The organism is Hymenobacter roseosalivarius DSM 11622, assembly GCF_900176135.1.
Taxonomy (GTDB): Bacteria; Bacteroidota; Bacteroidia; order Cytophagales; family Hymenobacteraceae; genus Hymenobacter; species Hymenobacter roseosalivarius.
Genome location: NZ_FWWW01000055.1, coordinates 122,384 through 136,728 on the forward strand (window position 1 = coordinate 122,384; position 14,345 = coordinate 136,728).

The 14,345-nt window shown below is 56.7% G+C and carries 13 protein-coding genes and 1 tRNA gene; 9 read left to right on the forward strand and 5 right to left on the reverse strand.

The genetic code is table 11. The features are described 5' to 3' along the window. Positions 1–150: 150 nt before the first annotated feature. The 3 genes from B9A24_RS07745 to B9A24_RS07755 all read left to right on the forward strand — a co-directional run bounded on the left by B9A24_RS07745 (position 151) and on the right by B9A24_RS07755 (position 4,377). Entirely contained in the window at positions 151–2,193 is a 2,043-nt protein-coding gene (locus B9A24_RS07745; protein ID WP_084444606.1) for an RICIN domain-containing protein, read from the forward strand. A 141-nt stretch (positions 2,194–2,334) separates the two neighbouring features. Continuing rightward, positions 2,335–3,258 carry a DUF6929 family protein gene (locus B9A24_RS07750; RefSeq protein ID WP_084444607.1) on the forward strand — a complete coding sequence of 308 codons (924 nt, stop codon included), beginning with the start codon at positions 2,335–2,337 and terminating at the stop codon, positions 3,256–3,258. Between the two features lie 276 nt (positions 3,259–3,534). Next, positions 3,535–4,377: an oxidoreductase gene (locus B9A24_RS07755; RefSeq protein WP_084444608.1), complete on the forward strand. Its 843-nt coding sequence runs from the start codon at positions 3,535–3,537 to the stop codon at positions 4,375–4,377. A gap of 174 nt (positions 4,378–4,551) precedes the next feature. On the opposite strand, the gene B9A24_RS07760 is transcribed toward B9A24_RS07755, so the two are convergent. From B9A24_RS07760 to B9A24_RS07780, 5 genes are all read right to left on the reverse strand, one after another. Beyond that, positions 4,552–5,274 (reverse strand): M48 family metallopeptidase, encoded by a 723-nt coding sequence (locus B9A24_RS07760; RefSeq protein ID WP_159451981.1) that lies wholly within the window; start codon positions 5,272–5,274, stop codon positions 4,552–4,554. Positions 5,275–5,373: 99 nt separating this feature from the next. Beyond that, positions 5,374–5,455, reverse strand: a tRNA-Leu gene (locus B9A24_RS07765). A gap of 19 nt (positions 5,456–5,474) precedes the next feature. Next, complete coding sequence (gene hscB / locus B9A24_RS07770; RefSeq protein WP_084444610.1) at positions 5,475–6,008, reverse strand: Fe-S protein assembly co-chaperone HscB; 534 nt, start codon at positions 6,006–6,008, stop codon at positions 5,475–5,477. A gap of 98 nt (positions 6,009–6,106) precedes the next feature. After that, the gene (locus B9A24_RS07775) at positions 6,107–6,406 is read right to left on the reverse strand and encodes a putative quinol monooxygenase (protein ID WP_084444611.1); all 300 of its coding nucleotides are present in this window, start codon (positions 6,404–6,406) and stop codon (positions 6,107–6,109) included. A gap of 172 nt (positions 6,407–6,578) precedes the next feature. Next, positions 6,579–7,352, reverse strand: coding sequence for an SAM hydrolase/SAM-dependent halogenase family protein (locus tag B9A24_RS07780; protein WP_084444612.1), 774 nt, complete (start codon positions 7,350–7,352; stop codon positions 6,579–6,581). Between the two features lie 142 nt (positions 7,353–7,494). On the opposite strand from B9A24_RS07780, the gene B9A24_RS07785 reads away from it, so the two are divergent. The 6 genes from B9A24_RS07785 (at position 7,495) to B9A24_RS07810 (ending at position 14,114) form a co-directional block, all read left to right on the forward strand. After that, a complete protein-coding gene (locus B9A24_RS07785) occupies positions 7,495–8,580 on the forward strand; it encodes a PhoH family protein (protein WP_084444613.1) in 1,086 nt (361 codons plus the stop codon). 211 nt (positions 8,581–8,791) lie between these two features. Further along, positions 8,792–9,226 carry a GNAT family N-acetyltransferase gene (locus B9A24_RS07790; protein WP_084444614.1) on the forward strand — a complete coding sequence of 145 codons (435 nt, stop codon included), beginning with the start codon at positions 8,792–8,794 and terminating at the stop codon, positions 9,224–9,226. A 207-nt stretch (positions 9,227–9,433) separates the two neighbouring features. Next, positions 9,434–11,674, forward strand: coding sequence for a ComEC/Rec2 family competence protein (locus B9A24_RS07795; RefSeq protein WP_084444615.1), 2,241 nt, complete (start codon positions 9,434–9,436; stop codon positions 11,672–11,674). Positions 11,675–11,822: 148 nt separating this feature from the next. Next, positions 11,823–12,644: an enoyl-CoA hydratase/isomerase family protein gene (locus B9A24_RS07800; protein ID WP_084444643.1), complete on the forward strand. Its 822-nt coding sequence runs from the start codon at positions 11,823–11,825 to the stop codon at positions 12,642–12,644. 89 nt (positions 12,645–12,733) lie between these two features. Continuing rightward, positions 12,734–13,201, forward strand: coding sequence for a sterol desaturase family protein (locus tag B9A24_RS07805; RefSeq protein WP_084444616.1), 468 nt, complete (start codon positions 12,734–12,736; stop codon positions 13,199–13,201). A gap of 22 nt (positions 13,202–13,223) precedes the next feature. Then, the gene (locus tag B9A24_RS07810) at positions 13,224–14,114 is read left to right on the forward strand and encodes a MerR family transcriptional regulator (protein WP_084444617.1); all 891 of its coding nucleotides are present in this window, start codon (positions 13,224–13,226) and stop codon (positions 14,112–14,114) included. The last annotated feature ends 231 nt before the right edge of the window (positions 14,115–14,345 follow it).

The window sequence follows — 14,345 nt, forward strand, 5'->3', positions numbered from 1 at the left end:
CTTATGCTACTTTAGCTTATACTTATTTTAGATTAGCTACTTAATAATATCAACCGCCGCTTTTGCCCTGGGCAAGAGCGGCGGTTCTCGTTAGGGGCTACCCGGTGCAGATTTCCGCTAACTTGCGGCCCAGTCCATTCATTCGCGTGCATGCTCCCTTCGCCGCTTCGTATTCTGCTCGTATTGCTTATCTGCGCTACAGCAGGTCCGCTTTTCGCCCAAAACACTCCTTTTATTCCCGATGAAAAGGCCTATTATGGCATCGCAGCCCGCAGTAGCGGCCGGTCATTGGATGTAGCCAACTCTTCCGCTGAGTCGGGTGCTGCTATAGTGCAGTGGGAGTTCACGCACGCCTCCAGCCAGCAGTGGCGCTTCGTGCGCGTCATGCCGGGCAGCGACTATTTCCGCATCGAAAATCGCCTTACCGGCAAGTGCCTGACGGTAGATAAACCGGATGAAAATGCCCCCTTGGTGCAGCGGCCCTTCACGGGCAGCCTGTATCAGCAGTGGCGTCTCGTGCCGGGTGGGTCGGCGGGCAGCTTACAGCTCATCAGCCGCGGCAACGACCGGTGCATTTCCGTAGCCTCAGCCGACAAAGCTAACGGGACGCCCATCGTGTCGCAGAAGCCGGCCAACCGGGCTACCCAGCAATGGCGCTTATTCATGTTGCGCCTGAACGTGGATTCTAGCTTACCGGGCTTCGGACCCCCGCAGGCCCTGAATACATTGAATACTCCTGGCAATGAGCTACAACCCGTGCTGGCCCCCGATAACGCGACCTTGTTTTTTGTGCGAACTAAGTTTGCCGGTAACACGGAAGGCAACGCGGAGTCGGGCGATATCTGGATGAGCCGCTCCGTAGACCAGGGCCGTACCTGGGGGCCCGCCACGCGCTTCGACGGGCTGAATACACCTCAGCACAATGGGGTGATGGCGGTGGTAAAGAATGGCTACTATCTGCTGGTGCGCGGCTACTACGAGCGCGACGGTACGTTTCATGACGATGGTATTTCGCGGGCCGCCCGCAACGTGGGGGGCAAAAACGGCAACCGCACCGAGCAGCTGGATATAATTAATTATTATTCTACGGGCACCGCTACCACGTTTTTTCAGACCAACGACGAGAAAGTTTTGCTCTTGTCCCTGGAGCGGGCTGATGGCTACGGCGGCAATGACTTATATATCAGTCAGCCTGCCGGAAAAGGATCCTGGTCGGAGCCGCGCAACCTGGGCGACGTAGTAAACTCGCCGGGCTTTGAATTTGCCCCCTGGCTGGCACCCGATGGCAAAACCCTGTATTTCTCCTCCTATGGCCACGGCGGCTACGGTAGCGCCGACATCTTCACCAGCACCCGCCTCGACGACTCCTGGACGAAATGGAGTGAGCCCCGTAATCTTGGTCCTACCCTCAACGGGCCGGGCTTCGATGCTTATTTCAGCCTCACGCCCGATGGCAAGCAGGCCTATTATGCCGCCTCCCGCACGGCCAATGGCCCCGCCGACCTGTTTCGGGTGGAGGTGGGCGTGGTACCTCCCGATTCGGTGGTGGAAACGGCCCCGGCACCCACGTTTGCGGTGGCACCTCCACGGGCGCTGCTGTCGGGACGCGTAATCAATGCTAAAACCCAGCAGCCAGTAGCTTCCGAAGTGAAAATTGCAAGTCTGGGGGGCAATTTCTCGTACAATGCCACCGCTCGCGTAGAGGCGGCTACCGGCGGCTACCAGTTTACGCTGCCGCCCGGTCGCTACCGACTGTCGGCGGTGAGCGGGGGCTTCCTGACCGCCACCGATACGCTTACTGTCACGGCTCCGCTCACCCGCAACCTACTCTTAGTACCGGCCGGGGTAGGCTCGCGCCTGGAGCTGCCAACGCTGATTTTTGCTCAGGGCAAATACAATCTGCTCGGTGCTTCCTACGCCGAGCTAAACCGCCTGGCTGGCACCCTCACCGACAACCCCACGGTGAATATTCGCTTGGAAGGTCACACGGATAACCAGGGCAATTTGGGTCTCAACCAAAAGCTGTCGGAAGACCGGGTAGCAGAGGTGAAGCGCTATTTAGTGAGCCGCGGGGTAGCCGAAGGCCGCATCAGCACCGTAGGCTACGGTGGAACGAAGCCCCGCGCCAGCAATGCCCAGGAAGAAACCCGCCGCCTGAACCGCCGCGTGGAGTTTACGATTACGAAAGAGTAAGCAAATCCGACCAGCGTAGCGTGGTCCTGCGACTCCAAAGTCGCAGGACCACTATCGTCGAACGACTATCACGGCGCGGACATCAGCAACGAGAGTGGACCTACGACTTTTTCGTCGTAGGTCCACCTGACTTCCTACCCTATGAAAGCAACCATCCTTCGCCAGTTTGATTTGCCCGACCTGCCCTCGGCCTCTGGGGTGGAAGTGGTGGGCGACACAGTTTACATTATCGGCGACGATTCCCCTTTTCTCTACCGCTTCGATGCGCGGGCCCTGAAGGCCAACGGCCGCATCACGCTTTTTGAAACAGTGCATTTCAGCTCCGGCCGCTTACCCAAAAACATCAAGCCCGACCTGGAATGCCTCACGGCCGTGCCCATAGCCGGCGGCGATACAGCCCTGCTTGTATGCGGCTCGGGGGCCACAGAGGAACGCGAGAAGGGGTTTTGGGTGACGCTGCCCAAACAGCCGGGGGCCGGAGCTGCGGTGTATCCGCTTTCGTTGAGTGCCTTGTATGGTGCCCTGCGCAAAGCGTTGCCCAAGAGCGTGGTGCTAAATCTGGAAGCCGCCGCCGCCACCGCTACCGAGCTGCTGCTGTTTCAGCGTACGGTGGGTTCGGCAATGGGTAACCTGCTGTTTCGGTTGCCTTTACAGCAGGCGTTAGATTTTATCCAACATCGCTCGGCCCAACTTCCCATCGTCCTAACGCAGTTTTATCAATTACCGGTCATCACTCAGAAACCTGCCGGCTTTTCGGGTGCCACTACCTATAAGGAGAAGCTGTTTGTGACGGCCTCCGTGGAAGACACCACCGACCCCGTAGCCGATGGCGAAGTATTAGGCAGCTTTGTAGGTATGCTGGACCTGGCGAAGCGTTCAGACCGCCCTTTGCAGACCCTCTTTACCCAACTGGTGTTGCCCAGCGGCCAGCCCTACCGCGGCAAGGTAGAAAGCATAACCGTGCGCCGCGAAATTGCCCCCCAACGCTACGAGCTGCTACTCGTTACCGATGACGACGCCGGCGGTTCCACGGCAGTATTGGTAGAGCTAAAAGCAGATATGTAGAGACGCCTATTCGCGTCTAATTGTCGCGGTCGTTGTTCAATTGGCATAGTACCGGTTGTTAGCTGCACTGACCTTCGGTTCAATGATTAGACGTGAGTACGCGTCTCTACAAGCTGTATTAATCTACTCAAATAACCTTTCGCCCGTTCTGAGCGTGTTTAGGCTTGGAGTTAGCTTTTATAGTAGTTCCAAAAACTTTAAGCTGCCTTTACAGGTTGAAGAAACCGGCCGTACTTTTTTGCGGCCGCTTATTATCCATTCTTGTCTATCTGAACAATGCCAACCAACTCTAAAAACTGGTTTATCACGGGTGTCAGCACCGGCTTCGGCGCTTCCCTGGCCGAGCTGCTCCTGCAGAAAGGCGACAAAGTAGCCGCCACCTTCCGCCAGCAGCAGCAGGCCGACGAATTCACCCAAAAAGCCGGTACCAACGGCCGCGGCTTCGTTTGCGAAGTCACCGATGAAAGCCAGGTAAAACAAGCCGTCACCGATGCTATTCAGACCCTGGGGCACCTCGACGTTATCGTGAATAATGCTGGCTACGGCTCTATGGGCAGCATCGAGGAAATCACGGCCGAAGAAGCGCACCGTCAGTTCGACGTGAACGTGTTTGGCCCGCTGCATGTGCTACGGGCCGTATTGCCCCACCTGCGCGAACGCAAAAGCGGCCACGTACTCAACATCACCAGCATTGGCGGCCTGAAAACCTTCCCCGGCGTGGGCGTGTATAATGCCAGCAAGTTTGCCCTCGAAGCCATCGGCGAAAGCCTGGCTCAGCAGGTAGGCCCCTTGGGAATAAAAGTCACGAACATCGAGCCCAGCGGCTTCCGCACCGACTGGGCCGGCCGCTCCGCCAGCTTCGCTGACACCCAGATTGAGGACTACCGCGCCACCGTGGGCGAAAACCTGAAAGGCATCCAGAGCTATAGCGGCCGTCAGCCCGGCGACCCCGACCGCGCCGCCCAGATCATGTATGATCTTGTGCGTCAGGAGAATCCGCCGCTCCACCTGCCCTTGGGCAAAGCCGCCGTGAAAAGCGCCCGCGACAAGTTTACGAGCTTGATGAAGGAGCTGGAAGGAGTAGCTGAAATAGGTAACTCAGCCGACTTTCCGGAGTAGTAAAGAGACCACCTGAATTCAATATAAACGGCCCGGAAGCTTACTGTTTTCGGGCCGTTTTTGTGCGCTGATTATTCAAGTGGTATATCTAGCCGAAATATAGTTGCCCGTCATGCTGAGGACATGCAGCATGACGGGCAACTTTCAGTTGCCATTATTTTGTTGATAGGCGATTTAGTGCGCATCCGAGCCCCCAGCAGGACCTAATGTTACTTGGCTCAACTGAGCTTTATACGTCCGCCACTCAGGCATAAACTCATCCATGAAACCCCAGAACCGGGTGTTGTGGTAGCGCTCATGTAAGTGCACCAGCTCATGCACCACCACGTATTCCAGGCAGCCTGGGGGGCGTTTTATCAATTCCAGATTCAGCCAGATACGCCTCGCTTGAATATTACAGGTGCCCCAGCGGGTGCGCATCTGCTTTATGCCCCAGGCCGCGGCCTGCTGGCCTACCACAGACTCCCATTTGGTGAGTAGCGCCGGCAACTGCGACTTCAGTTGCGCCCGGTACCAGGCAGTCATTATACTTTCTCGTTGCTCTTTGGTACTGCTTTCGAGCGTGTATAGGTCCAGATACTGTTCATCCCGGATTGCTACCCGTGACCGTCCCTGAGCTTCGTGCACTTGCAATTGATAACCTTGGCCTTGGAAAAAGTGTGTTTCGCCCGACACGTAGGCAAGCGCAACAGGCCGCTCCCGCGACGCAAATTTCGCCTGATGCTTCAGAATCCAGACTCGCCGCGCTGCCACGAACTCTTCGATAGTGCTGGCGGCCATGCGCATTGGAGCTGCCACGCGCACCTTGCCATCGGGGGCGTACACCGTCAGGCGTAGCGTGCGAATGTTTTTGCGCACCAGCTCAACCTGCAAACCGTCAATCTGTAAAAGAGTCATTCGGAGAGAATGCTTTAAATCACTGAATGCAAAAAGCCTGAAAAACCGCCTCTGCTTCCAGATCATCGGTTTCTCAGGCTTTTTGTTTCTGCTACTCTGTACCCAGAGCCGGAGTCGAACCGGCACACCTTGCGGTATTGGTGTTTGAGACCAACGCGTCTACCGGTTCCGCCATCTGGGCATCCCTACGCTCCCACGACTCAGGAACGGGTGGCAAACTTAGCCAGACTTTCGCGAATACGCAACAAGTATCGGCGTTTCAAATAATAGGTGCGCACTTGTTGCAGGGCCTGGGGGCGCACATCGGGGGGCAAACCGGGGTAGCCAGCTAGTACCGGTTCGATGCCGGCGTCGAGGGTGGTAGCGATGGCATTTACCTCATTCTCAACGCTTGCCACTACGTTTGGGTCGGGTTCCATTTCCAGCTCCATCAGCTGTTCGTTGAGCTCCATTACCTCCATCAAAAAATCCGAGGGAATCTCCTGCTTGCCTTCTTCCAGCAGGCCGTGGCGGCTGAGAATGTAGGCCATGCGCTGGTTGGGGTCGGAGAGGGTGCGGTAGGCGTTGGTGTTCTGGGTGGCCAGGTGCAGAACTTCCTGCTGACGCTCGGGCGGGGCAGTGGCGTGAAAATCAGGGTGGTACTCGCGGCTCAGGGCGTAGTATTTCTGCTTCAGCGCGGCCTCATCGGGGTGGAAGGATTCGGGCAGGGCGTAAAATTCAAAGTAATCGGTCATGGGTGGCTGGTTGTGCAGATAAATGGGCTGCCGGATGTGGCGCGGAGAGAGAACAGATGCCTTGTCACTGCTTGAAGTGCAGGAGGCTGAATACTTCTTTACGTCGCCGGAGCAATAACTGGCTGTACTGAAAAGGCCTGGGCCGGGGCTGCAAACAAGGCCTTGGTGGCGGGCCATACTTCTCCAAACAGGGCCGACTTGCGGTACGCATTCAGCGCCGCTTCCGAATCCCAGTGGCTATACGTGCAATAAATGTGGGGTGTATCAGCATCCTGCCACAGCTCCAGGTGCTGGCAACCGGGGATTTGGCGAATACGACCTTCCGTATTGCGGAAAAGCTGCAAAAAGGACGCGGTGTGCTCTATCATAAATGTCATACGAACGACTCGAATCAGCATAAGGCAATGAGTTGTATGAGAAAAGAAATGCCCCAATCATCGAGCATTCTAAAGCTATGTCATATTGGCTTATTCAGTTTAACATAATACAAAAACACAATTATAAAATGCCTTTAAACGCATTAAAACCGGTTTTTCGTAAATTATGGTGGTTCGACAAGGGCAGCGTTGGCTACGTTTCGTCTAGGGCAAACCGAATATCTACCTGCGAATCAAAGTACAGGCCGAGTAGTTCGGCCGCGTTGCCTTGGCTGATGCCAATGCAAAGTACTTCCTGGCTGTTATAAATGCACACAGCTTCGCCAGGAGCGGTGGCTTGGAAGTGGGGGGCAATTTCGCGCACAGTTTCGCGGGCAAAGTGTACCGAGCACGTCCGGCCGTGGCCCACGGCCTCAATGGCGGTGCGGGTGATGTTGGTGATAAGGTTGCCGTAATGATCTACGTGCACTACGTGGCCAGTAACGCGGTGATCCTGAAGCCGGAGCTGGCGGTTGAGGAGCTGATACAACTCCGTGGTGGCCGGGCCAAGGTCTTCGAGTGGACGGCCTTGGGCCAGGTGCACGGCGGCGGGAGCCAGCACGTCGCGGGTAGGCGAGGGAGTAGCGGCAGCGGGCAGACGTACGACGTCGGCCGGGCGACCATCGGTGAGCAGGGTAAGGAGACCGTTATCAGCGGCCACGAAATAATGACCCTCAAACTGCACGGCGTGCCAGCGGCCCTGCGCGCCGCCATAATCATTCACGCCCAAGAGGTGCACGGTGCCGACTGGAAAATCCCGAAACACCGCATTTAGAACGTGTAAGGCGTGCGCGATGTTAAAGGGTTCGATGGCGTGGGAAATGTCCAGCACAGGCTGCGTGGGGGCCAATTGCAGTAAGCGCGCCTTCACGGCCGCCACGTAATGGTCGCGGTAGCCAAAGTCGGACAGAAACGTAATCAACCCCATTGCCGGAAATCCTGAGTTCTTCGTACTATTGTTTGACCCCGGTGTAAGCTGGGGTGGGGGCGGCAAAAGTAGGCATTTGCTCCTACCAACGCCCCACCGCTAGTTTTTTTATCACCTTCTTCGCCTTAAAGCACTTATAAATTTGGTCGAGAAAATCATCACCCTCGAAAATGTCTCCCTCGTCGAGTTCCTCGGACCCGACAATCAGAACATACGCCAGCTGGCTGCCGCTTTCCCCGGCAGCAAGATCATCAGCCGCGGAAACGAAATAAAAATTCAGGGCCAGATGCCAGTCATTGCCCGCATTAACGAAATTCTGTCCTCGCTCATTGAGCACTACCACCAGTACGGCGCCATCACCGACCGCAACGTGAGCGAATACATCGCGGCGGCCGACGACGAGCAGCAGGAGCGCATCATTGCCACTGTCTCGCCGGCCGATGTGATTGTATTCGGAGCCAAAGGCGGTGTGATCAAGGCCAAAACGCCCAACCAGCAGAAGCTGGTGGATACGGTCATGAAGCACGACCTGACGTTTGCGCTGGGGCCCGCTGGTACCGGAAAAACTTATGTTTCGGTGGCGCTGGCCGTGCGGGCGCTCAAGAATAAGGAGGTCAAAAAAATCATCATTTCACGCCCCGTAGTGGAGGCCGGCGAAAGCCTGGGCTTCCTGCCTGGCGACATGAAGGAGAAGGTTGACCCGTATCTGCGCCCGATCTATGATGCCCTGGAAGATATGATTCCGGCCGAAAAGCTGAAGTTCTACCAGGAAAATAAGATCATCGAAATTGCCCCCCTGGCCTACATGCGCGGCCGGACGCTGAACAATGCCTTCGTGCTGTTGGATGAAGCCCAGAACACCACGCCTTCCCAGCTCAAGATGTTTTTGACCCGTATGGGCCCGACCGCGAAGGTGATGGTGAACGGCGACCGCAGCCAGATTGACTTGCCCACCAAGCAGAAGTCGGGCTTATTGCAGGCGCTTGATATTCTGCGCGATGTGCGCGGCATTGGCTTCGTGGAAATGACCGCTGAGGACGTGGTGCGTCACCGTCTCGTGAAGGAAATCGTGTATGCCTACGACCGCTACGACGTGCAGACGCAGCGTGACCAGGCCACCCGCCCGACCCGCGACCTCTACCGTCCGCACCCGGATTCCCGCCCTGAGTCGGATTTTCCGACGAATGGCAGCACCAGCCTGCCGGTCAATCGGGAGCAGCAGTTGTAGAATGAATTTAGTTACTTGAATTGCCAATTTTATCGATTCAACTGGCGTGAATATAAGCCGCCAGCCGTTATTTGGCGGGAGTCACTTTTGAAAAAAGCTGCTTCGTAAGTGAGGCAGCTTTTTTTGTTCCATGTACCTTCGCTAAACGAGTGATTGTTCCAAAACCGCTATTCATTCGCATCTGCGAACCCAGCTTAAAACTGCCAAATCTGTGATTACCGCCGAACGAGTTACCGACCTGCGCGACCTTGACGACGCCTTCACCATCCGGGAAACCGTGTTTGTACATGAGCAAGGGGTGCCCTTGAATGACGAATACGACGAACACGACCGCACCGACGCTACGCATTATCTGGCCCGCGCTGCCGATGGCATGCCCTGTGGCGCAGCCCGCTGGCGCCCCACCGACAAAGGCGTAAAGCTGGAGCGCTTCGCCGTGTTGGCTGACTACCGCAATCAGCAAGTAGGTGCCGCCTTATTGCGGCAGGTGCTCGCAGATGCGCACGCTGCTTACCCCGAGGCTACTTTGTACCTGCACGCCCAACTGCGGGCTATTCCCTTCTATGAGCGCCACGGATTTGAGAAAGTGGGCGAGCAGTTTTCGGAATGTGATATTGAGCACTTTAAAATGATTTACCGCGGGTAAGAGCGCGCCGTACGCGCCCGGTGTTATTTAATTGAAAGACCCTCCTAAACAACTAAACGACGACGGGCGCGTGGCACGCGCCCCTACAAAAGTCCTTCTGGCTCAAAGCCGGAAGGACTTTTGCTTTAAAATTCCCCAGAGATTGTCAGTAAATAATGAGTGCGGCTATTTCGATTTTTACACAGATCACTACTCTGTTATCTTACTATGCATAGCCTGATTCGCTGGGCTCCTCTTGCTTTCGTGCGACTAGTCGTAGCCTTAGCGGCGGGCATTCTTACTTATTTGTACGGCGGCGAAAAGCTACCCGAACTGTGGCCGTGGCTGCTGGGGGGCTTTTTTCTGATCGTTTTCGGGCAATGGTGGGCTGCAAAGTGCGGGTCAGCCGGAGCGAATGATGCCATAGGTCTGCTGGCGTTGGCCGTTGTGTTTCTGGCGGGGCTTACCAGCGCCCAATTGGCTACTGAGTCGCGGCGCCTGGACCATTTAAGTCAACTTACCAGCCCTGTAGAGTTTTACCGAGCGGTGGTGGATGAGAACCCTGTGGTGCGGCCAGCTACGTACGCCACTACCCTGCGCGTGTCGGCGGTACGCGTTGGCGGGCGCTGGCAGCCGGCAGTAGGGGGCATTCGGGTGTCAGTACCACGCGAGGATGGCGTAGCCGCGCCGCTTTACGGGGAGGTGTGGCTGGTGCGCGGGCAGCCCGCGCCGGCCAAAGCGCCGCTTAACCCCGGCGAGTTCGACTACCGTCGCTATCTGGCTTACCACCAGATCTATCATCAGCAGTTTATTCACCCCGATCAATACCGAATACTCGCATTTTTGCCCCCCAGCTATGTTCGCGCCGTTAGTTTGCGGGCGGCGCGGGTGCTTGATGGCGTTTTTAGGCGCTACGTCACAGCTAAGCGCGAGTATGCCATGGCTTCGGCGCTGGTATTGGGCTTAAGGGATGATATTGACCAGGAAACAAAGCAAGCCTACGCCAACACCGGCACGACCCACATTATGGCAGTGTCGGGCTTACAGGTGGGGCTACTGTTTGGCTTGATTACCTGGGCGTTACGTCGGTTGTTTGGGGCTGCACCCGGATTTCGGTACTGGTCGGCGGGCGTGGGGCTGGCGGTTATCTGGAGCTACGCGTTTGTTACGGGCTGCTCGGCCTCGGTGCTGCGGGCGGCGGTGATGTTCAGCTTTATCATTGTGGCGCGGGTAACGGAGCGGCAGAGTACGATGTACAATACGCTGGCCGTGGCCGCTTTCGTGCTGCTCTGCTATGATCCGTACTTGCTGGCTGATGTAGGCTTTCAGCTCTCCTTTCTGGCCGTTCTCAGCATTGTGTATCTACAGCCGCGCATTGCCGGCTGGGTTGATTTTCGGGAAATAGCAGCCCGCCGGCAGCGGCCCTGGCAGTCGCGCCCGGTGCGCCATCTGTGGAAAGCCAGCGGCTGGGCGGCCGAGTGGGTATGGCAGGCCACGGCCTTAACACTGGCGGCGCAGGTGGCTACGTTTCCGCTGGGGCTGTATTATTTCCACCAGTTTCCGCTCAGCTTTTTGCTGTCCAATCTGGTGGCCGTGCCGTTATCGTCGGGGGCGTTGTATGTGGGTCTGGGGCTGCTGGCCGTGACGGGCATCACGCACGTCATAGGTGCATTGGTGCCCGCTTTTGCTTCCGGGTTGGATGTAGTACCGCGCTTGGTGGCGGTTGTACTGGAAAATATCATCTGGGCTTTCAACGAATACATCTTCTGGATTGGCCGGCAGATGCCGCAGGCACTCATCAGCGGTATTCAGCTCTCGGCCCCGCAAACCTGGCTGGTGTTCGGTGTTATTCTCCTGCTGCTCATCTTTTTGACTGCCAAACGGCTGGCTTGGCTAGGGCTGGCCTGCGCGTTGTTAGGTGTCTTTGCTGGCAGTCGCGCCTGGGCCGCGCACCGCATAAGCACCGATGAGGAGCTGATAGTCTACAGCATACCGCGCCGCTCGGTGTGCGGCTTCTGGCAAGGCGCGGCGGCCGACATTGTGACTGTCGATTCGCTGCCGCTATCCGAAACGGAGCGCACCTACCGCATCGTGCCGGGCTCCATTCAGCGCGCCGCGCGCCGCGTAAGCTATTACCAGGGTTGGCAGGCTGCGCCCGTGCCGGCCAGGTTGCAAGCCGAAGATGGGCTGGTGCTGGTCGTATGGCGTGGGCTGCGGCTGGCTTTCGTGACGGGCTACCTTAGTCCGGCTCGCCAGCCCTGGCCCGTAGATGTGGTCGTGCTGCGCCGCAACGCCCGTGTGCGGCCGGCTGAGCTGGCGGCGGTGTTCGGCAAAAAGCCCCCCATCGTCTTCGATTCGTCGTGCCGAAGCTGGTACGTGGCCCGCCAGGATTCGCTGTTGCGCGCGGCCGGCTTTCACACCCATGATGTGACGGCCCAGGGGGCATTTCGGCAGCGGCCGAGGCAGTAAAAAGGAAAAGTCCGGTCGCCGCGCCGCCCTATGTAGTTTCTTTACCGCACCATTTTTGTTAGGTTTGATTACCAAGCCGGCTCATTGGCGTCTGGGGGGCTTTTATCGCCCCGCAGGCGCTGCCCGTATACTGCTAAGCCTAACGACCATGGAAAACACACCAACCGAGGACCTGCAAGCCCTGCGCTACGTTCGCTACGAGTGCCAGGCAGCCGTAGGATATATCACGCTCAACCGCCCTGAGAAGCGCAATGCTCTCAACTCCGACATGGTATCGGAGCTGAAGCTGGCCTTTGAATACGCCGAAGATGACGAGACCTGCAAAGTAGTGGTGCTGCGCGCTGCCGGCGACGCGTTCTGCGCGGGTGCCGACTTAGCGTATATTCAGGAGCTGCAAGGCTTTAGCTACACCGATAACCTGTCGGACTCCACGCATCTGATGCAGCTTTTTCATCAGATTTATACCCTCAAAAAGGTCGTTATTGGCCAGGTTCAGGGCCATGCGCTGGCGGGCGGCTGTGGTCTGGCCAGCATCTGCGACTTCGCTTTTGCCGTGCCCGAAGCGAAGTTTGGCTACACCGAGGTTAAAATTGGTTTTATACCCGCCATCGTAAGCGTGTTTTTGCTGCGCAAAATTGGCGAGGCCCGTACCAAGCATTTGCTGCTCACCGGCGATGTGATTTCGGCCCAGGCTGCGCTCGATTTTGGCCTGATTAATTTTCTGGCTCCCAAAGAAGAGCTGGCCGAAATGGTTCGCGCGTTTGCCCGCCGTCTGTGCGTCGAAAACTCTGCCCAGAGTATGGAAACCACCAAAGAGATGCTGGCCCGCATCCCCGAAATGCCCCTGGAAGAAAGCCTGCGCTACGCCGCCCAGATGAATGCCGAAGCGCGTGGCTCCAATGATTGTCGTCGGGGTATCGCCGCTTTTTTGAATAAGGAAAAAATCATCTGGGAAGACGCTGGCGCCTAGCTAGGCAATGCACAACCAGGCGTTAAGCTCGTCAGGCAGAGGTTCAAAACGTCTTTTAAACATCCCTCCCGCTCCCCGGTTAACCCCTCATGACACCACTGGCAGCCGCAGCCGTGACGACGGCCACCTTTCTGGGAATGGAATTCGTTGCTTGGTTTATGCATAAGTATGTGTTGCACGGCGCGCTATGGTTTCTGCATCGGTCGCACCATGTGCGGCATCCCCACCGCTTTGAGCGCAACGATTTCTTTTTTCTGTTTTATGGCTCCCTGTCTATGGGCTTTATTATGTACAGCTCGGAGACGAAAGACTGGCCGTTTTGGGTAGGAGTAGGTATTGCTGCGTACGGCACCGTTTATTTCTTCGTGCACGATGTGCTGATTCACGGCCGGCTGCGGTTTTGGCGCAAATCGAGCAGTAAATACCTGCGCGCTCTGAATATGGCTCACAAGATGCATCACAAAACCAGCGCGCGCGATGGCTCGGAGGAGTTTGGGATGCTGTGGGTATCATCGAAGTATTTTGCCCTGGCCCGCCGGAAAAAAATTAATAATTAACCTCTAATTATTAATTTAGCCCGTGGGACAATTTTCTATTAGCGACCTGGAAAACCTTTCGGGTATTAAAGCACCTACCATTCGGATGTGGGAGCAGCGCTATAATATTCTGCGTCCCGAGCGTACCGCGACCAACATTCGCACTTACTGCGACGCCGACTTGCGCCGCCTGCTCAACGTAGCTACGCTGTGCAGCCGCGGCCAACGAATTTCCCACGTTGCCCGCCTCAGCGAGGGAGAGCTGGCCCAGGCCGTATTAGCCGGCTCCGATGATCCGCATGATTATGCCCGCCAGGTAAACGCGCTGCTGGCCGCTATGCTGGAAATGAACGAGCATCAGCTAACCAAAGTGCTCACGGCCACCATCCGCCAGCTGGGGTTCGAGACGGCCATCATGTATGTGGTGTATCCCTTTTTACAGCGCATCGGTCTTTTGTGGCAGGCAGGTAGCGTCAATCCGGCCCAGGAGCATTTGGTTACCAATCTGTTGCGGCAGAAGATGCTGGTAGCCACTGACAGCCTGCCGCTGGTAGCCCCGGCCACTACGCGGCGCTGGGTGTTGTATCTGCCCGAAGGCGAGCTGCACGAGCTGGCGTTGCTTTTTATGAATCATGCTCTGCGCTCCAGGGGCCATCATGTGCTGTATCTGGGGCAGAATATGCCGCTCGACGACTTGAAGGTGGTGTACAGCACGTATCAGCCCCACGCCGTCTGCTGCGTAATGACGGCATTGCCCGAGCGCGACCACGTTCAGGCTTACATAAACGAGCTGGCCCGGCTTTGCCCCGAATGTGAGCTGTTTCTGTATGGTGGCCAAGCGCAGCATCAGGAGCTGGAAATGCCCCCCAGAGCGAGCCGGATTCGCCTGATGACTGACTTTCTGGCTCTCGCCGATGAGCGGCGCCTTAAGTAGCCAGGTAGCCTGCTGGTGGTCCGCTATAGGAGTTGATGGCCTTTAGCAGGAAATCTCCCGTGAAAAACAGAAAAGAACGGGAAAGGAAAAGCCATTTTTATTTTCTGTTTAACTCAGAAAGCTTCAACGAGAGAAAATGGGAGTTGGTCCGGCTATATGGCCGGTTCAACAGTCAGGAAGGGGAGAAGATCGATTTTATATTCTGCAAATCCTCCTGATTATCAGCGCCTT

Coding starts and splice junctions, on each gene's coding strand:
- B9A24_RS07745 (WP_084444606.1), top strand. CDS start 151: ATGCTCCCTTCGCCGCTTCGTATTCTGCTCGTATTGCTTATCTGCGCT.
- B9A24_RS07750 (WP_084444607.1), top strand. CDS start 2,335: ATGAAAGCAACCATCCTTCGCCAGTTTGATTTGCCCGACCTGCCCTCG.
- B9A24_RS07755 (WP_084444608.1), top strand. CDS start 3,535: ATGCCAACCAACTCTAAAAACTGGTTTATCACGGGTGTCAGCACCGGC.
- B9A24_RS07760 (WP_159451981.1), bottom strand. CDS start 5,274: ATGACTCTTTTACAGATTGACGGTTTGCAGGTTGAGCTGGTGCGCAAA.
- hscB (WP_084444610.1), bottom strand. CDS start 6,008: ATGACCGATTACTTTGAATTTTACGCCCTGCCCGAATCCTTCCACCCC.
- B9A24_RS07775 (WP_084444611.1), bottom strand. CDS start 6,406: ATGCTGATTCGAGTCGTTCGTATGACATTTATGATAGAGCACACCGCG.
- B9A24_RS07780 (WP_084444612.1), bottom strand. CDS start 7,352: ATGGGGTTGATTACGTTTCTGTCCGACTTTGGCTACCGCGACCATTAC.
- B9A24_RS07795 (WP_084444615.1), top strand. CDS start 9,434: ATGCATAGCCTGATTCGCTGGGCTCCTCTTGCTTTCGTGCGACTAGTC.
- B9A24_RS07800 (WP_084444643.1), top strand. CDS start 11,823: ATGGAAAACACACCAACCGAGGACCTGCAAGCCCTGCGCTACGTTCGC.
- B9A24_RS07805 (WP_084444616.1), top strand. CDS start 12,734: ATGACACCACTGGCAGCCGCAGCCGTGACGACGGCCACCTTTCTGGGA.